This window comes from Roseateles sp. 22389 (genome assembly GCF_052044995.1).
Classification (GTDB): domain Bacteria; phylum Pseudomonadota; class Gammaproteobacteria; order Burkholderiales; family Burkholderiaceae_C; genus Roseateles.
Window position 1 is genome coordinate 251,000 of sequence record NZ_JBQEOF010000004.1, and the last position, 22,786, is coordinate 273,785.

Here is a 22,786-nt window from a genome sequence, read left to right on the forward strand (position 1 = left end):
GCGCGAGCCGCTCCCGGGCCTCGACGAGCCGGCCGCCCGGGCCGCGGCCGTCCGGGGCGCCGGGCACGACCTCGCGGAGTTCGAAACGGCTGACTGCGGGCACCGCGGCCAGCAAGCCGCCGGGCAGGCTGGCCGCCCAGCCGGCGAACAGCACGATCAGCAGGAGGACCGCGCACGCGGCGCCGAGGCCGACCCATCGCGCGAGCCGGTCGTCCAGGGCTGGCGGCCCCGGCAGCGTGTCGGGCGTCAAGTCAGTGGAGCGCCAGGTTCAGCTGGTCGACCACCGGCGCCCAGTCGGCGTCCTCCAGCAGCATGTCGCGCAGCGCCTTGGCCTGGGCCGGCGTCCAGAACGGCGCGTCCTGGACTTTCACGTCACCGGGCAGCGGACGGTGGCGGGTGATGAAGGCGCGGATGTCGGATTCGGCGGCGGGCAGTCCCAGTTGCTCGAACAGCGCCGAGAACGGGTGGACGACAGGCTCCATGGGGACACTCCTTGCGCGGTTGCGGGTCGCACATACTCATCAAGGCTAACATCACCAGCCTAACTCACAAGAGCCAGCTACCTGGCCGCCACACCTCGGGTCGGAGGACATCCGCGGCGCGAGCGCCCCCGGATGGAATGAGAGAGCAGTGATCACCACCCATTTCCACATCTGCGCGTTCTTTGACAGCCGCGACGAGGCCGGCCAGGTGCTGGCGCCGTTCTACCGCGAGGCGCAGGCGCGCAACGAGTGCAACCTGCATCTGGTCGAACCGGACGGGCTGGACGAGCATCGCGTGCGGCTGGCCGCCGCCGGCATCGACGTGCCGGGCTGCGAGCATCGCGGGCAGTTGGTCCTGCGACCGTGGCCGGACGAGGCGGGCGCCTTCGACGTCGAAGGCCTGCTCGAGGCGATGGACCGCGCCACGGCGGAGCGCGGCGCGGCGTCCGGCGCCTTCGACGGGCTGCGGGTCATGGCGCAGATGGGCTGGGCGGTCCGCCCCGGCATCGACCGGCTGGACCTGCTGGAATACGAGGCGCGGCTCAACCGCGTGCTGGACACCAACCAGCAGCTGGCGATCTGCGTCTATGACCTCGCGCCGCTGGACGGGGCCACCATGATGGATTTGCTGCGGACGCATCCGCTCACGATGATCGGCGGCGTGCTGCGCGAGAATCCCTTTTTCACGCCGCCGGCCGAAATGCTGCGCGAGCTGTTCGCGCGTCGCGCCACCGGCCGGCGCCGCGGACGGTCGGCACCGGCGGCGCTTCCAGTGCCGGCATCAGGCCGGCGTGCCGAATGACGACGATGTCCCGAGAAAGAGAACCGTCCGCCGCCGACCGGGCGCTGCGAGACCTGATGGGTTTGCTGGCGCTGCCCGCGCTGTGGGTGGGCCGAGACGCCGCCACCGTGCTGCAGCTGACGACCGAGGCGGTCAACCGCATCGTCGGCACCGCCGTCTGCCTGGTGCACGCGCCGCTGGTGCCCGACGCCGCGCCGACGACGCTGCTGCAACTGGGCGGGGTGCGCGTCGCGCACGATGCCTGGACCGACTTCATCGCCGCCTGCCGGCAGATGCCCGACGCCGCCGACACCGCCACCGCGCTCGAATCGCCGCTGGGCACGCTGCGCGTCGTGCGGCTCTACCTCGGGCCGGCGGGCCGGGCGGGCAGCCTGTGGTTCGGATCGTCGCGACCGGACTTCCCCTCCGCCCACCAGAGCGCCTTCATGCGCGCGGCGGCGACGCTGGCCTCCACCGGCCTGCACGCTGCCCGGCTGGATCACGAACGCGAGCGCGCCGCCAGCGCCAAGGACGAGTTCCTGGCGATGCTCGGCCACGAACTGCGCAATCCGCTGGCGCCGATCTCCACGGCGCTGCACCTGATCCGGCTGCAGACGGGCCAGCTCTCGCGCGAGCACGAGATCATCGAGCGCCAGGTCGGCCACCTGTCCAAGCTGGTGGACGACCTGCTCGACATCACCCGCATCACGCGCGGCAAGATCGAGCTGTCGCGCGAGCCGGTGGACGTGCCCTTCCTGCTCAGCGACGCGATCGAGGGCGTCAGCCCGCTGCTCGAGGAACGCAACCACCAGTTGCGGGTCGCCTGCGAGGTCGGGCCGGAGCTGCGGCTGGTCGGTGATCGCGCGCGGCTGCGGCAGGTGGTGGTCAATCTGCTCAGCAACGCCGCCAAGTACACGCCGACGAACGGCGAGATCCGCGTCGCCGCGCGGGCCGAAGGGCAGGCGCTGGTGATCGAGGTGCAGGACAACGGCGCCGGCATCGACGCCGAGATGCTGCCGCGCGTGTTCGAACTGTTCGAGCAGGGCTCGACGACGCTGGACCGCTCCAAGGGCGGGCTCGGCATCGGGCTGGCGATCGTGAAGCAGCTCGTCGAGATGCATCACGGCCAGGTGGCGGTGCACAGCGAGGGGCCGGGGCAGGGCGCGACCTTCCGGGTCACGCTTCCGGCCGAGATCCATGCGGCGCCGCCCGAACCCGGCCCCGCGGCCGAGGCGCTGGACACGCTGCCGCCGGTGCAGGGGCGGGTGCTGGTCGTGGACGACAACCGCGACGCCGCCGAGACGCTGGGGCTGGCGCTGCGCTATGCCGGCTACGACGTGGTCACCACCACGCTGCCGCAGGAGGCGCTGGACCGGCTGCGCGGCTCGCGCTTCGATGCGGCGGTGCTCGACATCGGCATGCCGGTCATCGACGGCTACCAGCTCGCGATGCTGATCCACGACGAGCTGGGCGCGGGCGCGCCGCGGCTGATCGCGCTGACCGGCTACGGCCAGGCGTCCGACCGCGACAAGGCCCTGAGCAGCGGCTTCGACGAGCACATGGTCAAGCCGATCGACCTGGACCGGCTGACGCGCACGCTCGAGCGCCTGATCCGCGCCTGATCCGCGCCGACGCGCGTCTCGGGGCGTGCCCGGGCGGCGCACTCGGACAGGCGGCCCGCGGGCGGGACGCCCTCCTAGAATGCCTGCCCAATGAGCACGCCCGGAACCTCCCCGTCCTCCTCGCCGAGCGCCCCCGCGCCGGCGCCCGCGCACGTGGCGATCCTCGACGACGAGGTGGACATCACCCAGCTGCTGGCCGGTTACCTCGCCACCCACGGTTTCCGCACGACGCAGCTGCACACCGGGCGCGCGCTGATGGCGCTGATGGCCGACGATCCACCCGACCTGGTGCTGCTCGACCTGGGCCTGCCGGGCGAGGATGGGTTCGTCATCGCGCGGCAGCTGCGGGAGCACTGGCGCTGCGGCCTGGTGATCGTGACCGGGCGCGGCGACGCGGTGGACAAGGTCGTCGGGCTCGAAGTCGGCGCCGACGATTACGTGACCAAGCCCTTCGACCTGCGCGAGCTGGTCGCGCGGGTGAAGGCCGTGCTGAGACGACTGGCGCCGGGGCCCGATGCGGCCGCCGGTGCGGGGGCGTCGGCGACATCGGGTGCCGCCTCGCCGGCCTCCGGCGCGACAAGCGTGCCGGCCCCGGGAGGCGCGCGCTGGCCGGGCGGGGAGATCGTCCACGACCTGTCCGCCGGCCGGGAGCGCCTGCATTTCGAGGGCTGGACCGTCGACCTCGCGGCGCGCCTGGTCACCGGACCCGACGGCGCCGAGGTGGCGCTGACCACCGGCGAATTCGACCTGCTGCACACCTTCCTGCTGCATCCGGGGCGGGTGCTGTCGCGGGACTTCCTGCTGGAGCAGACGCGCGGCCGGGAGTCCGGCCCCTTCGACCGCACGATCGACGTGCAGGTGGGGCGGCTGCGCCGCAAGCTCGGCGCCGAGTCGGGCGAAGGCCAGTGGATCAAGTCGGTGCGCGGCGCCGGTTATCTCTTCGCGCCGAGGGTGACCTCGACGCTCTCGGGCTGAGGTGGCGATGGAAACCTGGCCGCCTGGCGTCGAGGAACACGCCGTCTTCCGCGCGCTGTTCGCCGCGTCGCCGGACGGGCTGATGCTGGTCGACGGCAGCGGGCGGATCTGCCTCGCCAATCCGACGGTGTCGCAATTGCTGGGCTACGCGAACGAGGAACTCGTCGGCGCCCCGGTCGAGATGCTGGTGCCCGATGCCATCCGCCCGCGCCACGCGGCCTATCGCCAAGCCTACGGCAGCGCGCCCCGCGCGCGACCGATGGGCGGCACGGCCACCGAGCTGGTCGCGCGGCGGCGCGACGGCTCCGAGGTGATGGTGGAGATCGCGCTCAGTCCGCTGCAGCCGCTCGGGCTGCCCTACACGATGGCGTCGATCCGCAGCGTCGCCGAGTACCCGCGCGTGCGCCAGGCGCTGCAGCGGGCCCGCTACAGCGAGCATCTGGCCCAGCTCGGCCGGATCGCCGTCGACGCGCTGGATCCGCAGGAGGTGCTGCAGCAGGCGCCGGTGATCGCCGCCCAGGCGCTGGAGGTCGAGCTGGCGATCGTGTTCCTGCTCGATCCCGGCCGCTCGACGCTGCGCGTGGCCGGCGGCATCGGCCTGCTGGCCGAGGAGGGCCTGGGCGCCGTAGTGCCGAACCGGCCCGACACGCCGCCCGGCTTCGTGCTGGCCGAGGGACGGCCGGTGGTCGTCGAGGACTACGGGCGCGAGACGCGCTTCGCCGTGCCGGCCGCCTATCGCCGCGAGGGCCTGGTGTCGGCGCTGTCGGTGCCGCTCTCGGACCGCGGCCGGCCGGTCGGCGCGCTGGCGGTGCGTTCGCGCCAGGCCAAGCGCTTTGGCGACGCGGAGCTGCGTTTCCTCGAGTCCGTCGCCAACCTGCTGGGCACCTGCCTGCAGCGCGCGCAGACCGAGGAGGCGCTGCATCACTCGCAGCGGCTGGAGGCGGTCGGGCAACTGACCGGCGGCATTGCGCACGACTTCAACAACCTGCTGACCGTGATCCAGGGCAACCTGCAGGTGCTGGCCGACCTGCCGGCGGTGACCGACGACGGCTTCGCGCCGCAGCTGGTGGCGGCCGCGACGCGGGCCTCGCGACGCGGCGCGGAGCTGACCGGCAAGCTGCTGGCGTTCTCCCGCCGGCAGATGCTTCAGCCGGCCAGCGTCGACGTCGCGGCGATGATGCGGTCGCTGGCGGACATGCTGCGGCGCACGCTGGACCAGCGCATCCGTATCCGCATCGAGGTGGCGCCCGACTGCCCCGATGTCCAGGCCGATCCGGCGCAGCTGGAGTCGGCGCTGCTCAACATCGCGATCAACGCGCGCGATGCGATGCCCGAGGGCGGCGAGCTGGTCTTCGAGGCCGCGCCGCTGGGCGCCGTGCCGCCGGAGCTGCGGCGGGAGCTGGAGGAAGACGGGGCGCCGCCCGATCCGGACGGCCCGGCGCGCTACGTCCGCATCGCGGTGACCGACAACGGCGTCGGCATGCCGGAGGACGTCAAGGAGCGGGCCTTCGAGCCCTTCTTCACCACCAAGCAGGCCGGTCGCGGCACGGGACTCGGCCTGAGCACGGTCTACGGCTTCGCGCGGCAGTCCCGCGGGGCGCTGGCCATCGACAGCACGCCGGGCCGCGGCACGACGCTCACGCTGATCCTGCCCCGACCGCCGGACGCGCCGGAGGGCGCGCTGGACGGCGATGCCGTCGTGGAGACGGTGCCGGCGGGCCTGCGGGTGCTGCTGGTGGAGGACGACGCGGAAGTGCGCGCGGTGGCGCGGCGCTTCCTGACCGACCTGCGGTGCCGGGTCGTGGCCTGCGCGAGCGGGGAGGAGGCCTTGCGGCACCTGCGCGAGGTCGCGGACCGCGTTGACGGTGGTGGGGGCGGGGGCGGGGACGGCGAGCGGCCGCAACTGCTGGTCAGCGACATCGCGCTGGGCGCCGGCATGCGGGGTACGGAGCTGGCGGGGGCCGTCCAGCAGGCGTGGCCCGACATCGCGGTGCTGCTGGTGTCCGGCTTCTCCGCCGAGTTGCTGGGGTCGGGCCCGGAGGCCGCCCTGGGCTGGGAGCTGCTGCCCAAGCCCTATGACCGCACCGCGCTGGCGCGGGCGATCGCGAAGGTGCTCAGCCGCTGAGGAGGCGGCGTGTCCGCTGCCGTCACTGGACAGCGGCCGGGCCGGCGTCCGGCAGGCCGCCGATGACGAACTGCTCCAGCCGTTCCAGGTTGGGGATCGAAATCTGCCGGCGGCCGCGTTCGCCGAAGCGGATGAGGCCTTCGCGGCTGAGCCGGGACAGGCAGCGGCTGACGGTCTCCAGCGTCATGCCCAGGTAGTTGCCGAGGTCGGCGCGGGTCATGCGCAGCGTCAGTTCGTCGGCGCGCAGGCCGCGCTGGTGCATGCTGCGCGCCCAGGCGCAGAGGAATTCCGCCACCCGCGCCAGCGAGGCCAGCGTGCAGACCGACATCAGCGACTGCCGCTCGTGGGTGATCTCGGTGCTCATGCCCTCGTGGACGATGGCCATCATCTCCGGATGGCGCGCGCAGGCTTCGGTGAGGGTGTCGTAGGGAATGATGGAGATGTTGCCGGTGTCCATCGCGACGGCGTCGCACGGATGGCGGCCCTGCGCGATGCCGCTGAAGCCCAGCCAGTCGCCCCGGAACTTCAGGCTGACGATCTGCTCGCGGCCATCCAGGCTGCGGCTCACCAGCTTGAAGGCGCCGGCGTTGATCAGGTACACGGTGTTGAAGGGCTGCGCGGCGCGGAAGATCATGTCGCCGGCGCGCACGACCTTGGCGCTGGGCTGGACGAGGTCGCGGATGATGCGCATCGCCTCGAGCATGCGCTGGTGGGGATCGCGCGGGGAGGGGCGGGTGTCGCTGGTGGCCACCGCGAAGGGGCGCGTCAGCGGACGGAGTTCGGAGACGGCGGTCGCGGCCGGGGGCAGCGCGAGGGCGGCGAGGCGGGAAGCGGCGGGGACGAGGGGGATGCGCGGGCGACCTGCCGGGGCATCGCGCAGACGGTCGCGGGAGAGGTCGCTCGAGGGGGTGGCGATGGCGCTGTGCATGATGGTCTCGTGGTTGGTGGCGTTGAAGGGATGCTAGGAAGCGCGCGCAACGGCTGCGCCAATCCTTGACATCGCTCGGCAACAGTTGGTGAACCCTCGGTGACGGTTCAGTAACGGACCCTCAAGACGTCGCAGTGTTCCTGCGCATCGAGGCGCGCCAACCACCGTCGTTTGACATCCATCAACGCTTCCCGGCGCGGGCTGACTACGCTCCCCAACCTCGCCGCCGACGCGTGTCGGCCGGGCCCCCTCCAGCCCCTCGCGCCCCTCACGCGTCCTCCTTCCCAAGCCTGCGTTCCGCGCCTGTCGACCATGCCGCATCACGCCCCGCCGCTGTCTGCGATGCCGACCTCCGTCCTGCCCTTGTCCGCGACCGCGCTGGACCGGTCCGCGGATGAGCTCGCGCAGGCCACGCAGCGCGGCGCGCCGCATCGGCCGCTGGTCGGCATGCGACTGGGGCTGTTCTGCGGCGACGAACGGTCCGAGACGGTCCGCTGCCTGCGCGAGGCCGCGCAGGCGCTGGGCGCGCAGGTCACGATGCTGGACCCGGCGCGGGCGCTGGAGGAGGGCGCCGCGCTCGACGAGATCGCCCGGCTGCTGGGGCATCTCTACGCGGCGGTGGCGTGCGAGGGCGTGCCCGCTGCCGTCATGCGCGGCCTGGCGATGGCCGCGGCGGTGCCGGTGCTGGATGCGCGGGCGGTGCTGGCGCCCGCGTCCGGACGCGGCACGGGCGCCGCTCGGCGCCCGTGGATCGCGCAGGCGGCGCTGCTGGCCGCGCTGCGCTGAAGCGCGCTTACTTCTTCTTGTCGGCCGCCTTGGTGGCCTGCTCCAGGGCCTGCGCCTCCTGCAAATGATGCTGCAAGGCCGGCAGCATCTTGGCGGCCCAGGCCTTCACGTCGGCGTCCTTGGCATCCTTGGAGGCCTTCTCGAACAGCTTGACGGCGTCCTTGTGGGCGCCGACCTGGTTTTCGGCGTAATGGTGGTCGAAGCTGGTCCCGTCGCGCTGCTCCAGGATCTTGGCCTTGCCCTTCTGGACCATCGTGGCATCGGTCGGGAGCTTCACGCCCTTGGACGCGGCCAGCGTCTGCAGTTCTGAATCCGCCTTCTTGTGGTCGTCCATCATCTTCTGGGCGAAGGCCTTGACGTCGGCGCTGGTGCCCTTCTTGAGAGCGAGGTCGGCGGCCGCGATCTCGGCGAAGTTGGACTCGGCGGCGTTCTTCATGAAGCTGCTGTCCGCGTGCGAACGCGCCGCGGAGGCCGGTGCGGCCGCCGTCGTGGCGGTCTGGGCGGCGACGGTGCCGGCGGCCAGGGCGCCGCCCAGGGCGAGGGCGATCGCTGCGATCGCGGGCAGGGCGCGCGGGCGGGAGGAGGCGATGACGGTCATGGGGATCACTCCATGAAGTGGTGATGTCCGGGAGACAGCAATCCCGGTTCCCGCGCCGCCGTCCGCCGGGCGGCCTCGATCGCGCGTCAGGACGTCGGCAGCGCCTTGTACTGCTGACCCACCTCCGTCAGCGTGCCGGCGGCGCCGAACAGGCTGGTGAAATGCGGATCCGGCGACCAGCGGCCGGTGAACCACGCATAACGGAGCACGTCGGCGCGGGTCTCGCAGGTCTTGACCATGTCCGCCATCTGCGCCTTCTGCTTGGCCGCGGAATCGATCTGCGCGCTTCCGTCGCCGACATGCCAGTTGGCCATCTCGGTGATCCAGAACGGCTTGCCGTACTTCTCCAGCCGCTTGAGCTGGTCGGCCAGCCCGTAGTCGTACCAGTGGAAGGCGAGCGCGTCGATCTGCGGATCGCGCCCGCCATTGGCATTGCGGTAGGCGGCGATGAAGGCATCCATCCAGACCGCCGGGTCGGCGTAGCCGGCCATCGTGCCCCAGGTGATCGCCGGACCGACGAGCTTGACGCCGGTCTGGCGCGCGACTTCCTCGTACCGCGGCCACTGGGCGGCGGCTTCCGCCGGTGTCTTGTTGGCCTGGTCGGTCAGGTTGGGCTCGTTGAGCACCAGCAGGGACTTCACGGCCGGACGCGACTTCAGGTAGGCGACCACCTCGGCCGTGTCGAAGTCGAAGTTCCACAGCATCGGCACGTGTTCCATCGCGCCGGCGATGGCGGGCTGGGCGAGCACCGCCGCATTGGGCTTGAGCGCCCAGTTCACCCACCAGCCCACGGTGCCGCCGGACAGCGCGCTGAAATCGGCGGCGTCCTTCAGGTCGTACGCCAGGCCGCGCTTGACCGTCGAGGTCGCCGGCGGTGGCGCGGGCGGGGTCGGCGCCGGAGGCGGGGTGGGCGCGGCGGGTGGGGTGGGCGCGGCAGGTGCGGCCGGTTCGCCACCACCACCACCGCCGCCGCCGCACGCGGTCAGCGTGGCGCCGAGGACGCCGGCGCCGGCCATCGTGAGCAGGCGACGGCGCTGGGCGTCGGGCGGCGGCGGGGCGACGAGCGCGTTCAGGGGATCGACCGCGTTCGCGGCGGCAGGCATCGGGGTTGGCTTCATGGGGCGGGCCTCTTCTTGGATGGAGGCGGCCCGCCGCTCTCCCTCCCGAGGAGAACGCGTCGCGCGGGCCTCGTGCGCCCGCGGACCGGCGGAGCCGCCGGATCGACCTGTCCCTGACAGAAGGGACAGGTCTTGCGGGGGCGGAGTATGGCGGGGCGTCCGCGTTCTTGTCCCGCACCGACACACTTCGTTAAGGTTTCCTTGCGTTTGCATTAACAGCGCTACCTCCAAAGAGGCAAGGGTCGCCGGCTGCCCGTTCCGTGGCGGCCGCGCCGCGGGCGGGCGGCGGTGCAATCCCTAGGCTGAGCCTCTCCCTGGGGGGCAAAGTGACTTTCGACCACTGTGCGCGGTTACAGCTGTCAATAGAGTCCATGGCATGCAACTGTTCCGCTGCCTCCGACGCGATGGCTGATTTCGATCTCGACGCGCTGCTTGCCCCGCTGCAGGACGACGCCCCGTGTGGCGCCGACCTGGAGTACGACCCTGCCTTCCTCGCCCTGGAAGCGGCGGGCGCCGGCAAGCCGGAGCAGCAGTACGGCGACACCGTCATCCCGGCCGAGGAGCCGGATTGGCCCGCCGTGCACGAACAGGCCCTGGCCCTGGCCCGGCGCACCCGCGACCTGCGCGTGGCCGTGTGGCTGGCCCGCGCCGGCGCCCGGCTGCACGGCTTCGGCGCGGCGCTCGACGGCCTGTCGCTGATCCGCGGCCTGCTGGAGCGCCATTGGGCGCACGTCCATCCGCAGCTGGACGCCTCGGACAACGACGACCCCACGATGCGCCTGAACGCGCTGCAGCCGCTGGTCAGCGGCACCGCGGCGATCGCCGATTTCCGCGCCGCCAGCCTGACCGGCCAGCGCGGCGGCCCCCGGGTGCGGGACGTGGAACTGGCGCTCGGCAATGCCGATCCGATCGCCGATGAATCCGTGCCCTCGCCCGAAGGCCTGATGGCCGGACTGGCGGCGCAGGCCGCGAACGATCCGGCGCTGGCCGCCCGGCTGCATGAATCGCTCCCGATCGCGCAAGGCATCGTCGCGGCGATCGAAACCCAGCTCGGCGCCGGCCAAGGCCCCGATTTCGCACCGCTGCTGCGCCTGTTCAAGCCGCTGGCCGCCGCCGCCGGACAGCTGCAGGGGCAGGGCGGCGAGGCGGTCGCGGCGCCCGTGGACGGCGCCAGCGCGCCGGCCGGCCTAGCGGTCGGCGCCGTGGTGGCCGGCGCGGTCGCCGCGCCCGGCACCATCGCCAGCCGCGACGACGCGGTCCGCGCGCTGCAGCGCGTGTGCGAATGGATCGAGCGTCACGAGCCCAGCAATCCCGCACCGCTGCTGATCCGCCGCGCGCAGCGGCTGATGAGCAAGTCCTTCCTGGAAATCATGCGCGACCTGAATCCGGACGGCGTGCATGAGATCGAGAAGCTCGCCGGCACGCCGAGCGAGTGATCCGCATCGCCTTCCTTCCCTCCACGGTTTCCACCCTTCACCCGATCCACGCTTCAAGGAGCACCCCATGGCCACCAGCAGCCAGAAGTTCATCGCCAGGAATCGCGCCCCGCGCGTGCAGATCGAGTACGACGTCGAGCTCTACGGCGCCGAGAAGAAGGTCCAGCTGCCCTTCGTGATGGGCGTGCTGTCGGACCTGTCGGGCAAGCCCACCGAGCCGCTGCCGCCGGTGTCGGACCGCAAGTTCCTGGACTTCGACGTCGACAACTTCGATGCCCGCATGAAGGCGATGAAGCCGCGCGTCTCCTTCGCCGTGCCCAACACGCTGACCGGCGAAGGCAACCTGATGGTCGACCTGACCTTCGAGTCGATGGACGACTTCTCGCCGGCCGCGGTCGCGCGCAAGGTGGACGGCCTCAAGCAGCTGCTCGAGGCGCGCCAGCAACTGGCCAACCTGATCACCTACATGGATGGCAAGGCCGGCGCCGAGCAGCTGATCGCCAAGGTGGTCAAGGACGAGGCGCTGCTGAAGTCCCTGGCCTCGGCCCAGAAACCCGCCGACGACGCCGCCGCGCAATAAGCGCCGCGCGCCCTCAGACCCCTAGCCGGACCCCACGGAGCACGCACCATGGCCGAAGAGATCCTCTCGCAAGCCTCGCCCTCGCTGCAGGGCATCGAATATGAAGGCGGCGAGTTCGCCTCGCTGCTGAACAAGGAATTCAAGCCCAAGACCGACGAGGCCAAGTCCGCCGTCGAGCAGGCGGTGCTGACGCTGGCGCAGCAGGCGCTGTCGCAGACCAAGCTGATCGGCAGCGACGTCATCGTCTCGATCGAGTCGATGATCGCGGAGATCGACAAGAAGCTGTCGGAGCAGGTCAACGCGATCCTGCACCACGCCGAGTTCCAGCAGCTGGAATCGGCCTGGCGCGGTCTGCACTACCTGGTCAACAACACCGAGACCGACGAGCAGCTCAAGATCCGCGTGATGAGCATCTCGAAGAACGACCTGGGCAAGACGCTCAAGCGCTACAAGGGCACGGCCTGGGACCAGAGCCCGATCTTCAAGCGCGTCTATGAAGAGGAATTCGGCCAGTTCGGCGGCGAGCCCTTCGGCTGCATCGTCGGCGACTACTACTTCGACCACAGCCCGCCCGACGTCGAACTGCTGGGCGAGATCGCCAAGGTCTCGGCCGCCGCCCACTCGCCCTTCATCGCCGCGGCGAACCCCTCGCTGATGCAGATGGGCTCGTGGCAGGAGCTCGCCAACCCGCGCGACCTGACCAAGATCTTCAGCACGCCCGAGTACGCCGCCTGGAAGTCGCTGCGCGAGTCCGACGACGCGCGCTACATCGGCCTGGCCATGCCGCGCTTCCTGGCGCGCCTGCCCTACGGCGCGAAGACCAATCCGGTCGAGGAGTTCAACTTCGAGGAAGAGACCGGTGGTGGCGAGCACGCCAGGTACACCTGGGCCAACTCGGCCTACGCGATGGCGACCAACATCAACCGCTCGTTCAAGACCTACGGCTGGTGCACCCGCATCCGCGGCGTCGAGGCGGGCGGCGCGGTCGAGGGCCTGCCGGCCCACACCTTCCCGACCGACGAGGGCGGCGTGGCCATGAAGTGCCCCACCGAGATCGCCATCAGCGACCGCCGCGAGGCCGAGCTGGCCAAGAACGGCTTCATGCCGCTGGTGCACCGCAAGAACTCCGACTTCGCCGCCTTCATCGGTGCGCAGTCGCTGCAGAAGCCCGCCGAGTACGACGATCCGGACGCCACCGCCAATGCCAACCTGGCCGCGCGGCTGCCGTATCTGTTCGCCTGCAACCGCTTCGCCCATTACCTGAAGTGCATCGTGCGCGACAAGGTGGGCTCGTTCAAGGAACGCGCCGACATGGAGAAGTGGCTGAACAAGTGGATCATGAACTACGTCGACGGCGACCCCGCCAACTCCTCGGAGACGACGAAGTCGCAGAAGCCGCTGGCCTCGGCCGAGGTGGTGGTCGAGGAGATCCCGGGCAATCCCGGCTACTACTCGTCGAAATTCTTCCTGCGTCCGCATTACCAGCTCGAGGGCCTGACGGTCTCGCTGCGGCTGGTCTCGACGCTGCCGTCGCAGAAGGGCAAGTGAGGCGGCGGGTCGCCCCGGCGGCCCGCGCGAAGGAAACAAAGAAATCGCGCGCAACGACGCGCGACGCGTCCAAGGGAGCGCTGTCGAAGGCGCCGTTCTGAAATTTTCGAGGCGATGAGCCAACCGGGCCCTCGGGCCCGAAATCCCGGTTTCCGCATGCGGTGAGCGTTGATGCGGAGACTGTTTTCAAAGAGTCCATCTAGGAGAAACCGACCATGACGATCGACGCCAATCTGAAGTTCGCCGGAGTCGAAGGCGAATCCACCCACAAGGACCACAAGGGCGAGATTGATCTGCTCGCCTGGTCGTGGGATGTGCGTCAGGAAAGCACCGCCGCCGCCGGCACCGGCTCCGGCAAGGGCAAGGGCATTCCTGGCCAGTTCGTGTTCGCGCACTACTACGACAAGGCGTCCCCGGTGCTGGCCAAGGCCTGCGCCTCGGGCAAGCACTTCGACCAGGCCGTCCTGACCTGCCGCAAGGCCGGCGAAGGCCAGCAGGACTTCCTGAAGGTCACGCTGAAGCAGGTGCTGGTGACCAACGTCGCCCCGTCGGCCTCCGCCGGTGGCGAGATCAGCGAGAGCGTGGCCCTGTCGTACGCGGACATCGAGTTCGAGTACAAGGCCCAAGACGCCAAGGGCGGCCTGGGCGGCGCGGTCAAGTTCGGCTGGAACGTGGCCACGACCGAAACCCGTTGATCGGCGGGGCGCCGGTGCGAGCCGGCGCCTTCTGTTCGCGGATCCCGCGGCGCGANCGCCGCGCTCGGACAACGCATGACGGTGCGTCGCCTGGCGCGCGCGCCGTCATCCGTTGTCCATGCCGGAGCGAAAGATGAATCCGATGACCAGCGGCGGCGCGACCAGCGCCGACATGTACCTGGACCTGTCGCTCAAGCGGGCGGGCAAGGTCAAGGGCGAATCCACCTCGGCGGGCCACGCCGGCGACGTCGTCGTGCGCGGCTTCAGCTGGGGCGTGGGCGCCGCCGGCGATGCGGTGGCGGGCCAGCAGACCGGCCGCCGCAGCTATCGCCAGCTCACGATCACCAAGGACCTGGACAGCGCCAGCACCGCGCTGATGAGCGCGGTGGCGACCAACGACGAGGTCAAGTCCGCCAAGCTCTACCTGCGCAAGGCGGGCGGCGCGCAGGAGGACTACTTCTGCCTGACGCTGGAGAAGGCCCGCATCGCCTCCTACGACATCGACTGCGATGCCGACGGCGCGCCGGTCGAGCGCATCGCGATGAGCTTCCAGAAGGTCTCCATCGAGTACCGGACCCAGAACGCCAAGGGCGCGATGGGCGGCACCCACACCTTCGACGACGACCTGACCTGACCGGCCCGTTCCCGCGCGGCGGGCGAGGGCGGGTCTGCACCCCAACAACGACGAGATGTCACGGAGCATGCGATGAGCGCAGTGCAGGAACTGCTGGCGGCGGGCCGCCCGACCGAGGCGCTGGCCGCGGCGCAGGCGGAGGTCCGGCAGCATCCGCAGGACGCCAAGCTGCGCACGATGCTGTTCCAGCTGCTGGCGGTGACCGGCCAGTGGGCGCGGGCGGCGGCGCAGCTGGAGGTCTGCGGCGAGCTGGACGCCGGCACGCTGGCGATGGTCAACACCTACCGCGAGGCGCTCAAGTGCGAGCTGGTGCGCGAGGCCGTCTTCGAGGGCCGCACCACGCCCATGGTGATGGGCGAACCCGCCGAGTGGGTCGCGAACCTGGTGCATGCGCTCAAGCTCGACCACGACGGCGACGTGGCCGGCGCGCGGCAGCTGCGCGCGCAGGCGCTGGAGGCCGCGCCGGCCACCGCCGGCACGATCGACGGCCAGGCATTCGAGTGGCTGTGCGACGGCGACTCGCGCCTGGGCCCGGTGCTGGAGGCGGTGATCAACGGCCGCTACTGCTGGGTGCCGTTCTCCGCGCTCAAGGAAATCCACATCGAGCCGCCGACCGACCTGCGCGACCTGGTCTGGGCCGCGGCGCACCTGGAGTTCCCCAACGGCGGCGCCTCGGTGGCGCTGATCCCGACGCGCTACCCGCGCAGCGTGGCCTTCGACGACGAACGCGTCTGGCTGTCGCGCCGCACCGAATGGCAGCCGCTGCCGGGATCGGAGGACGACCAGTACGCCGGCATCGGCCAGCGCGTGCTGATGAGCGACCAAGGCGAGGCAGGATTGCTGGATGTCCGTCTCATCGAATTGAGGAAGTGAATGCCCTGCCGTCCGTCCCGTCCGTTCCTGTCCCGCGCCACCCGGGCGCCGTCCGTCCTGTCCGCTGGCGTGCCGGCCACGTTGCCGGCCGCGGCTTTCCCGCTCCGTTCGATCGCGATGAAGGCGGTCCTGGCCGTGGCCGGGGCGATCGTCGCGTCGTCCGTCCAGGCTGACGCGGGATCGATGCCGCCGGCGGCGAAGACCGCGGCGGCCAAGGCCGCGCCGTCCGCGAAGGCGGCCTGGCGCGCGCTGTCGCCCGAGGCCTGCACGCCGCTGGCTGACGCCGACCGCGCCAAGCTGCCCGCCAGTTGGGCCAAGTACCTCGACGCGGCGCGCCGCTGCGAGCTGGCGGCGCCGGGCGGCACGCCGCGCGTGGCGCTGATCTCGGTCTTCGCCGAGACCTATTACGCCACCCGCGCCGCTGACGCGCCGTGGGAGGACTTCCCCAAACCGATGCTGGTCGACCGCGAGTTCCGCTGCGTCGGCGGGCTGCCCGAGCTGTTCCCCTTCGATCAACCGCGGACATTGACGCTGCGCCACGGCCTGTGGCGTGACGGCGTGCCGCAGGAAATCCGCGTCCAGGTCAGCAACCCGGCCGTCGGCGGCGATTACGCGCTGCCGGCGCTGCGTTGGGACGCGGCCGAACACCGTTACCGCGCAGCGGGCGCCAAGGCGTCCGCGGACTTCCCATGCCCGACATCCTGAATCCCTCCGCCGCCGAACCCGTCACCGCCGCCCAGCTCAAGCAGGTCGCCGACGAGGCCTACGAGAAGTACCCCGGCTCCTGCAGCCACGCCGTGTGGCACGTCATCAAGCGCTACATCCCGGACCAGGAGTACCGCACCGCCAATTCGCTGGTCGCCTTCCTGAAGGCCGACAAGCGCTGGAAGGAGACGCCGGTGTCCGAGCTGGCCGAGCGCGCCAGTCGCGGCGAGCTGATCGTCGGCGGCCTGGTGACGCAGCCCAACGGCCATGTGATCGTCGTCTATCCCGGCGCGGCCAAGCCGGCCGGCGGGTATGCCTACACCTCGGGCGGCAAGTCCCAGACCATGCGCGCCCGCGGCATGTATCCGCTGGCGATGTCGACCTCGCTGGGCGGCTGGGCCGGCGCCAAGAGCAAGGGCGACAAGACGATCTGGGACCCCTGGGCCAACGACGGCAAGTTCGCTGAGGTCGTCTTCTGGCGCCTGGACACCGGCGCCGCGAAGTGAGCGGATCCGCGCCGCGCGAGCCATGACCCAGATCACCCGCGATCGCCTGCAGCCGGCCCTGCTGGACCGCCTCACCGACGACGATCCCTTCCACCGCGTCGAGGCGGAGGAGCGCCGCGTCATGACCAAGTCGCAGCTGCGCCAGGCGGTGCTGCGCGACCTGGGCTGGCTGTTCAACGCCATCCAGCCGCTGGGCAAGGCGACAGAGGCCTACGCGCGGGTCGGCGACAGCGTGCTGAACTTCGGCCTGCCGGCGCTGTCGGGGCAACTGGCCTCGCGCATCGACGTGCATCTGCTGGAGAAGCAGATCCGCCAGGCCATCCTGCGCTTCGAGCCGCGCATCCTGCCCGACACGCTCGAGGTCCGCGCGATCGAGACGCAGAGCGTCATGGACACCCACAACGTGATCGAGTTCGACATCCGCGGCCACCTCTGGTCGCAGCCGGTGCCGCTGGAGATCCTGCTGCGCACGCAGATGGACCTCGAGGCGGGGCAGGTCGAGGTGCGCGAGGGCTGAGGACGCGCGATGGATCCCCGGCTGCTGCGCCTGTACAACGACGAGCTCGCCCATCTGCGCGAGGTCGGCGCCGAGTTCGCCCGCGACTTCCCCAAGATCGCCGCGCGCCTGGGCCTGGAGGATGCGGAGGTCGCCGACCCCTATGTCGAGCGGCTGCTGGAGGGCTTCGCCTTCCTGTCGGCGCGGGTGCAGCTCAAGCTCGACGCCGAGCATCCGCGCCTGATCGCCCACCTGCTGGAGTCGATCTACCCCAACTTCCTGGCGCCGGTGCCGTCGATGATGATCGCGCGCTTCGGCGTCGATCCGACCGACCCCAACCTCTCCAAGGGCCACCCGGTGCCGCGGGGCAGCGTGCTGCAGTCCGGCGTGCCGCGCGGCCAGGACACCCGCTGCGAGTTCCGCACCGCGCATGACGTGACGCTGTGGCCGCTGACGCTGGACGACGTCCAGTACTTCAGCCACGCGCCCGACCTGCCGATGTCGCGCCTGCCCGATGCCGCCGGCAGCCGCGGCGGGCTGCGGCTGCGGCTCAAGACCGGCGGCGGCATTCCGGTGCGCCAGCTGGGGCTGGACCGGCTCGCGCTCTACCTGAGCGCGCCCGACGAGGTCGCCTATCGCCTGCACGAGCTGGCGCTGGGCGCGCCGCTGGGCAGCTTCGTCACCGGCGAGGGGATCGACGCCCCCGCGGTGCCGGCGCAGTGGCGGTCCGCGGCCAGCATCCGCCCGCTGGGCTTCGCGCCGGACGAGGCGCTGCTGCCGGAGACGCATCGCAACTTCTCCGGCTGCCGGCTGATGCAGGAGCTGGCCGCGATGCCGCGGCGCTTCCTGTTCCTCGAGATCGACCAGCTCGCCGAGCGCCTGGCGCGGGTGGAGGGCACGAGCTTCGAGATCGTGCTGTTCTTCAGCCGCGGCGACGGGGCGCTGGAGGCGATGGTCGACGTGGACAGCGTCTCGCTGCACTGCACGCCGGCGATCAACCTGTTCCCGAAGCGGCTGGACCGCATCCAGCTGGGCACCGGCAGCTGGGAATACCACGTCGTCCCGGACCGCACGCGACCGATGGACTACGAGATCCACAGCCTGCAGTCGGTGACCGGCTACGGGGCTGGGGCGCTGGGCCAGCAGGGCTTTGAGCCGCTGTACGCGACCTACCACCAGGCACCGCCCGATGCGCCCGGCTTCTACACGGTGCGGCGCGAGCCGCGCCTGCTGTCGACGCGCCAGAAGGAGCAGGGGCCGCGCACCGGCTACATCGGCGACGAGGTCTTCCTGTCGCTGGTCGACCCGCGCCACGCGCCTTATCGCGAGGACATCCGCCAGCTGTCGGTCTCGGCGCTGGTGACCAACCGCGACCTGCCGATGCTGCTGCCGCACAACGGCGCCGGCGCCTGGCGGCTGGACGCGGCGGGGCCGGTGCTCAAGGTCGAGGCGGTGCATGGCCCGACGCGGCCGGTCAACCGCCAGCCGGTGGGCGAGGCGGGCTGGAGCCTGGTGGGCCTGCTGACGCAGCAACAACTGCCCTGGGCCGACGAGCCGCCCGCGCAGGCCGCGGCGACGCTGCGCCGCCTGCTGGCGCTGTACGGCCCGCCGAGCGATCCGGCCTGGCTGCGCCAGGTGGAGGGCGTCCGGGGCGTCGATGCCCAGCCGGTCGTGCGGCGCCTGCCGTTCACCGGGCCGCTGAGCTTCGGCGCGGGCACCGAGATCACGCTGGAACTCGACGAGCTGGCCTTCCAGGGCCACAGCGCCTATCTGTTCGCGAGCGTGCTGGAGCGCTACTTCACCCGCCACGCGGCGATCAACAGCTTCACGCAGCTGAGCCTGCGCACGCCGCAGCGCGGCCAGGTCAAGCGCTGGGCGCCACGCATCGGCGGCGATGCCGAGGGCCGCGCGCAGCGCACGGAACGCGACGGACGCGTCTCCCCGGGGAGCCGTCCATGAACGTGCGCGACGCCGGCGGGTCGGACGACGTCCAGGCGCCGTCCGCCGCGGGAGGCGCGGTGCCGGGCGCTGCGGCGGCCGCGAGCGCCGCGGTCAGCGACGCCGAGGACGCGGGCGCGGAGCCATCGCCCGCCGCGCTGCTGGCGCGTCGTCCCGCGCGGCGCGGCGAGCACGACGCGGCGCTGCGCGCGCTCTTCGAGAGCGTGGAGGCGACGCCCTGGGCCCATGACTTCTTCGCGCTGCTGCGCCGCATCGAGGGCCTGACGCCCGATGTGCCGCGGCTGGGGCGCGGCCTGCGGCCGTCGCAGGAGGCGATCCGGCTGGGGCAGGAGCCCGAGCTGGACTTCGCGCCGGCGGCGCTGGCCAGCCTGACCCGCGGGCAGAACCCCGCGCCGCGGCTGGGCGTGCGCTTCTTCGGGCTGCTCGGTCCGCAGGGGCCGATGCCGCTGCATCTGACCGAGTACACCCGCGAGCGGCTGCATCAGCGCGGCGACCCGACGCTGAGCCGCTTCCTCGACGTCTTCCATCACCGGCTGCTGCTGCACTTCTACCGCGCCTGGGCCCAGTCCCAGCCCGCGGTGCAGCATGACCGGCCGGCCACGGACCGTTATGCCGCGTGGCTGGGCGCCGCCACCGGACTGGACGGCGCGCAGCGGCCGGCGGACTCGCTGCCGCAGACCGCGCGCCTGTTCCAGGCCGGGCTGCACGGCGGGCGGGCGCAGCATGCCGAGGGGCTGGCCAAGATCCTGTCGCTGCACTTCGGGGTGCCGGTGCGCATCGAGCAGCACGTGCCGCACTGGCTGCCCGTCGAGGACGGCGAGCGCACGCGGCTGGGCTTCGCGCGCCAGCGGCCGGAGCGCATCGGCCGCGAGCTGCCGCGGCTGGGCGTCGACACCGCCTGCGGCAACAAGGCCTGGGACCGGCAGTACCGCTTCCGCGTCGTGCTGGGCCCGCTGACGCTGCGCCAGTACGAGGGCTTCCTGCCCGACGGCGACGCGTGGCAGCCGCTCAACGACTGGATCCGGCAGTACGTCGGCCACAACCTGCAATGGGAGCTGCAGCCGGTGCTGCGCCGCGACGAGGTGCCCGCCGCGGCGCTGAGCGGCCGCGCGCGCCTGGGCTTCACATCCTGGACCGGCCGCTCGGGCGGCCGTCCGCATCGTCACGACCGGGGCGACCTGCACTTGCATCCGCGACAGCGGGTGAAGGGACGGGCCACGCCACCGGCATCACAGGGAGCATCGTCATGACAGAAATCGCCCGTACCAGCCTCTTCGGCAAGCTCAATCCGCTGGCCTACAAGGCGATCGAAGGCGCCACCGTGTTCTGCAAGCTGCGCGGCAATCCGTACGTGGAGCTGCAGCACTGGCTGTACCAGATCCTCAACACGCCGGACTCCGACCTGCATCGCATCGTCAAGCATTACGGGCTGGACGCGGCGCAGCTGTCGGCGGACCTGATGGCCTCGCTGGACCGGCTGCCGCGCGGCGCGACCTCGGTCACCGATCTGTCGAGCTGGGTCGAGAACGCGGTCGAGCGCGGCTGGGTCTATGGCTCGCTGATGTTCGGCGACCAGCAGGTGCGCACCGGCCATCTGGTGCTGGGGCTGCTGAAGACGGCGTCGATGCGCAACGTGCTGCTGTCGGTGTCCAAGCAGTTCGAGAAGATCCCGGTCGACGACCTGAGCGAGCATTTCAACCAGATCCTGGAGGGCTCGCCGGAGCGCGCGATGCGCGCGGCCGAGCCGGGCGCGGCACCCGGTGACGCGAGCGGCGCGATCGCGCCGGCGGCGATGGGCAAGCAGGAGGCGCTCAAGCGCTTCGCGGTGGACCTGACCGAGCGCGCGCGCAATGGCGAGATCGATCCGATCGCCGGCCGCGATGAGGAGATCCGCCAGATCGTCGACATCCTCATGCGCCGGCGCCAGAACAACCCGATCCTGACGGGCGAGGCGGGCGTGGGCAAGACGGCGGTGGTGGAGGGCTTCGCGCTGCGCCTGGCGCAGGGCGACGTGCCGCCGCAGTTGAAGGATGTGTCGCTGTACATGCTGGACATCGGCCTGCTGCAGGCGGGCGCCAGCATGAAGGGCGAATTCGAGAACCGGCTGCGCCAGGTCATCGACGAGGTGCAGGCCTCGCCCAAGCCCATCATCCTGTTCATCGACGAGGCGCACACGTTGATCGGCGCGGGCGGCGCGGCGGGTACGGGTGACGCGGCCAACCTGCTCAAGCCGGCGCTGGCACGGGGCAAGCTGCGCACGATCGCGGCGACGACCTGGGCCGAGTACAAGAAGCACATCGAGAAGGATCCGGCGCTGACGCGGCGTTTCCAGGTCGTGCAGGTGCCCGAGCCCGATGAGCACAAGGCGGTGCTGATGCTGCGCGGCGTGGCCTCCATCCTGGAGAAGCATCACCGCGTGGCGCTGCTGGACGAGGGCATCGAGGCCGCGGTGCGGCTGAGCCACCGCTACATCCCGGCGCGGCAGCTGCCCGACAAGGCGGTGAGCCTGCTGGACACGGCCTGCGCGCGCGTGGCGGTGAGCCAGCACGCGACGCCGGCGGAGCTGGAGGACTGCCTGCGCCGCATCCAGGCGCTGGAGATCGAGCGCGAGATCATCGCGCGCGAGGGCGCGATCGGCATGGACGTTGCGGAGCGCCAGCAGCGCGTGGCGGCGGCGCTGGACGAATCGCAGACGCGCAAGGCGGAGCTGGAGGCGCGCCACCTGAAAGAGAAGGGCATGGTCGACCGCGTGCTGGCGCTGCATGCGCTGCTGCGCAAGGACGGCGAGGGCGCGCCTTCGGAAGAGGAGCGCGGTCCGCTGCTGAGCGAGCTGCACGGCCTGCGCGCCGAACTGGCGACGCTGCAGGGCGATGCGCCGCTGATCCTGCCGCAGGTGGATGAGCAGGCGGTGGCCGCGGTGGTGCAGGACTGGACCGGCATTCCGGTCGGCCGCATGGTGCGCAACGAGCTGCAGGCGGTGCTGCAACTGGCCGACACGCTGAATCAGCGCGTGGTGGGCCAGCGGCATGCGCTGGAGATGATCGCCAAGCGCATCGAGGTCTCGCGCGCCGGGCTGGACAACCCGAGCAAGCCGATCGGCGTGTTCCTGCTGGCGGGCACCTCGGGCGTGGGCAAGACCGAGACGGCGCTGGCGCTGGCCGAGGCGCTCTACGGTGGCGAGCAGAACGTCATCACCATCAACATGAGCGAGTTCCAGGAGGCGCACACGGTCTCGACGCTCAAGGGCTCGCCGCCGGGGTATGTCGGCTACGGCGAAGGCGGCGTGCTGACCGAGGCGGTGCGCCGCCGGCCGTACAGCGTGGTGCTGCTCGATGAAGTCGAGAAGGCCCACCCGGACGTGCACGAGCTGTTCTTCCAGGTCTTCGACAAGGGCTGGATGGAGGATGGCGAGGGCCGCTACATCGACTTCAAGAACACGATCATCCTGCTGACGAGCAACGCGGGCAGCGACCTGATCATGAAGCTGTGCGCGGATCCGGAGCTGATGCCGGAGCCGGAGGGCATCGCCAAGGCGCTGCGCGAGCCGCTGCTGAAGGTGTTCCCGGCGGCGCTGCTGGGCCGGCTGGTGACGATCCCGTACTACCCGCTGAGCGAGGAGATGCTGGGCCAGATCGTGCGTCTGCAGCTGGGCCGCATCCAGAAGCGCGTGGGCGAGAACCTGGGCGTGCCGCTGAGCTTCGGCGACGACGTGGTGAAGCTGATCATCAGCCGCTGCAACGAGGTCGAGAGCGGCGGCCGGGTGGTGGACGCGATCCTGACGAACACGGTGCTGCCGCGCATCAGCCGCGAGTACCTCACGCGCCTGACCAACGGGCAGACGATCACCAAGGTCGCGCTGAACGTGAAGGACGGGGACTTCGAGTACGGGTTCGATTGAAGCCGGAAACTTGCTCGCGTGAGCACCGGCGGTATCGAGCT

21 protein-coding genes are annotated in these 22,786 nt (G+C 71.2%); 17 read left to right on the top strand and 4 right to left on the bottom strand.

Annotated features, from left to right (window positions below; all coding sequences use genetic code 11):
• Positions 1-251 precede the first annotated feature (251 nt).
• Entirely contained in the window at positions 252-482 is a 231-nt protein-coding gene (locus tag ACTJKJ_RS07965; protein ID WP_091724430.1) for a DUF2789 domain-containing protein, read from the bottom strand.
• 148 nt (positions 483-630) lie between these two features.
• Between ACTJKJ_RS07965 and ACTJKJ_RS07970 the strand changes: the two genes are divergently transcribed.
• The 4 genes from ACTJKJ_RS07970 (at position 631) to ACTJKJ_RS07985 (ending at position 5,985) form a co-directional block, all read left to right on the top strand.
• Complete coding sequence (locus ACTJKJ_RS07970; protein WP_297382700.1) at positions 631-1,284, top strand: MEDS domain-containing protein; 654 nt, start codon at positions 631-633, stop codon at positions 1,282-1,284.
• A 5-nt stretch (positions 1,285-1,289) separates the two neighbouring features.
• Positions 1,290-2,885 (top strand): ATP-binding response regulator, encoded by a 1,596-nt coding sequence (locus ACTJKJ_RS07975; RefSeq protein WP_186830812.1) that lies wholly within the window; start codon positions 1,290-1,292, stop codon positions 2,883-2,885.
• Between the two features lie 90 nt (positions 2,886-2,975).
• Positions 2,976-3,860 carry a response regulator gene (locus ACTJKJ_RS07980; RefSeq protein ID WP_440820083.1) on the top strand — a complete coding sequence of 295 codons (885 nt, stop codon included), beginning with the start codon at positions 2,976-2,978 and terminating at the stop codon, positions 3,858-3,860.
• A gap of 7 nt (positions 3,861-3,867) precedes the next feature.
• On the top strand, positions 3,868-5,985 hold the full coding sequence (locus ACTJKJ_RS07985) for an ATP-binding protein (RefSeq protein ID WP_440820084.1): 2,118 nt from the start codon (positions 3,868-3,870) through the stop codon (positions 5,983-5,985).
• 22 nt (positions 5,986-6,007) lie between these two features.
• Here the strand turns inward: ACTJKJ_RS07985 and ACTJKJ_RS07990 are convergent, their stop codons facing one another.
• Positions 6,008-6,913 (bottom strand): Crp/Fnr family transcriptional regulator, encoded by a 906-nt coding sequence (locus ACTJKJ_RS07990; protein WP_255511831.1) that lies wholly within the window; start codon positions 6,911-6,913, stop codon positions 6,008-6,010.
• A 342-nt stretch (positions 6,914-7,255) separates the two neighbouring features.
• Between ACTJKJ_RS07990 and ACTJKJ_RS07995 the strand changes: the two genes are divergently transcribed.
• Positions 7,256-7,699 carry a hypothetical protein gene (locus ACTJKJ_RS07995; RefSeq protein ID WP_440820085.1) on the top strand — a complete coding sequence of 148 codons (444 nt, stop codon included), beginning with the start codon at positions 7,256-7,258 and terminating at the stop codon, positions 7,697-7,699.
• Between the two features lie 7 nt (positions 7,700-7,706).
• Here ACTJKJ_RS07995 and ACTJKJ_RS08000 read toward each other — a convergent pair whose 3' ends face one another.
• Positions 7,707-8,297 (bottom strand): DUF4142 domain-containing protein, encoded by a 591-nt coding sequence (locus tag ACTJKJ_RS08000; protein WP_440820086.1) that lies wholly within the window; start codon positions 8,295-8,297, stop codon positions 7,707-7,709.
• An 86-nt stretch (positions 8,298-8,383) separates the two neighbouring features.
• On the bottom strand, positions 8,384-9,415 hold the full coding sequence (locus ACTJKJ_RS08005) for a glycosyl hydrolase (RefSeq protein WP_440820087.1): 1,032 nt from the start codon (positions 9,413-9,415) through the stop codon (positions 8,384-8,386).
• 404 nt (positions 9,416-9,819) lie between these two features.
• Between ACTJKJ_RS08005 and tssA the strand changes: the two genes are divergently transcribed.
• The 12 genes from tssA to tssH all read left to right on the top strand — a co-directional run bounded on the left by tssA (position 9,820) and on the right by tssH (position 22,745).
• The gene (tssA, locus tag ACTJKJ_RS08010) at positions 9,820-10,851 is read left to right on the top strand and encodes a type VI secretion system protein TssA (RefSeq protein ID WP_440820088.1); all 1,032 of its coding nucleotides are present in this window, start codon (positions 9,820-9,822) and stop codon (positions 10,849-10,851) included.
• A gap of 67 nt (positions 10,852-10,918) precedes the next feature.
• Positions 10,919-11,431 carry a type VI secretion system contractile sheath small subunit gene (tssB, locus tag ACTJKJ_RS08015; protein WP_091724438.1) on the top strand — a complete coding sequence of 171 codons (513 nt, stop codon included), beginning with the start codon at positions 10,919-10,921 and terminating at the stop codon, positions 11,429-11,431.
• A gap of 48 nt (positions 11,432-11,479) precedes the next feature.
• Positions 11,480-12,979, top strand: a complete 1,500-nt coding sequence (gene tssC / locus ACTJKJ_RS08020) for a type VI secretion system contractile sheath large subunit (RefSeq protein WP_440820089.1) — start codon at positions 11,480-11,482, stop codon at positions 12,977-12,979.
• A 215-nt stretch (positions 12,980-13,194) separates the two neighbouring features.
• The gene (locus ACTJKJ_RS08025; RefSeq protein WP_091724440.1) at positions 13,195-13,674 is read left to right on the top strand and encodes an Hcp family type VI secretion system effector; all 480 of its coding nucleotides are present in this window, start codon (positions 13,195-13,197) and stop codon (positions 13,672-13,674) included.
• Positions 13,675-13,807: 133 nt separating this feature from the next.
• Positions 13,808-14,308, top strand: a complete 501-nt coding sequence (locus tag ACTJKJ_RS08030; RefSeq protein WP_175538241.1) for an Hcp family type VI secretion system effector — start codon at positions 13,808-13,810, stop codon at positions 14,306-14,308.
• A 72-nt stretch (positions 14,309-14,380) separates the two neighbouring features.
• A complete protein-coding gene (locus tag ACTJKJ_RS08035; protein ID WP_440820090.1) occupies positions 14,381-15,181 on the top strand; it encodes a type VI secretion system accessory protein TagJ in 801 nt (266 codons plus the stop codon).
• Positions 15,182-15,886: a hypothetical protein gene (locus ACTJKJ_RS08040; protein WP_440820091.1), complete on the top strand. Its 705-nt coding sequence runs from the start codon at positions 15,182-15,184 to the stop codon at positions 15,884-15,886.
• On the top strand, positions 15,871-16,392 hold the full coding sequence (locus ACTJKJ_RS08045; RefSeq protein ID WP_440820092.1) for a hypothetical protein: 522 nt from the start codon (positions 15,871-15,873) through the stop codon (positions 16,390-16,392). Before ACTJKJ_RS08040 ends, ACTJKJ_RS08045 begins: the two co-directional genes overlap by 16 nt.
• Positions 16,393-16,414: 22 nt before the next feature.
• Complete coding sequence (tssE, locus tag ACTJKJ_RS08050) at positions 16,415-16,909, top strand: type VI secretion system baseplate subunit TssE (RefSeq protein ID WP_440820093.1); 495 nt, start codon at positions 16,415-16,417, stop codon at positions 16,907-16,909.
• Between the two features lie 9 nt (positions 16,910-16,918).
• The gene (gene tssF / locus ACTJKJ_RS08055) at positions 16,919-18,847 is read left to right on the top strand and encodes a type VI secretion system baseplate subunit TssF (RefSeq protein ID WP_440820094.1); all 1,929 of its coding nucleotides are present in this window, start codon (positions 16,919-16,921) and stop codon (positions 18,845-18,847) included.
• Positions 18,844-20,097 (top strand): type VI secretion system baseplate subunit TssG, encoded by a 1,254-nt coding sequence (gene tssG / locus ACTJKJ_RS08060; RefSeq protein WP_440820095.1) that lies wholly within the window; start codon positions 18,844-18,846, stop codon positions 20,095-20,097. Before tssF ends, tssG begins: the two co-directional genes overlap by 4 nt.
• A complete protein-coding gene (gene tssH / locus ACTJKJ_RS08065) occupies positions 20,094-22,745 on the top strand; it encodes a type VI secretion system ATPase TssH (protein ID WP_183491391.1) in 2,652 nt (883 codons plus the stop codon). The genes tssG and tssH overlap by 4 nt, the downstream gene beginning before the upstream one ends.
• The last annotated feature ends 41 nt before the right edge of the window (positions 22,746-22,786 follow it).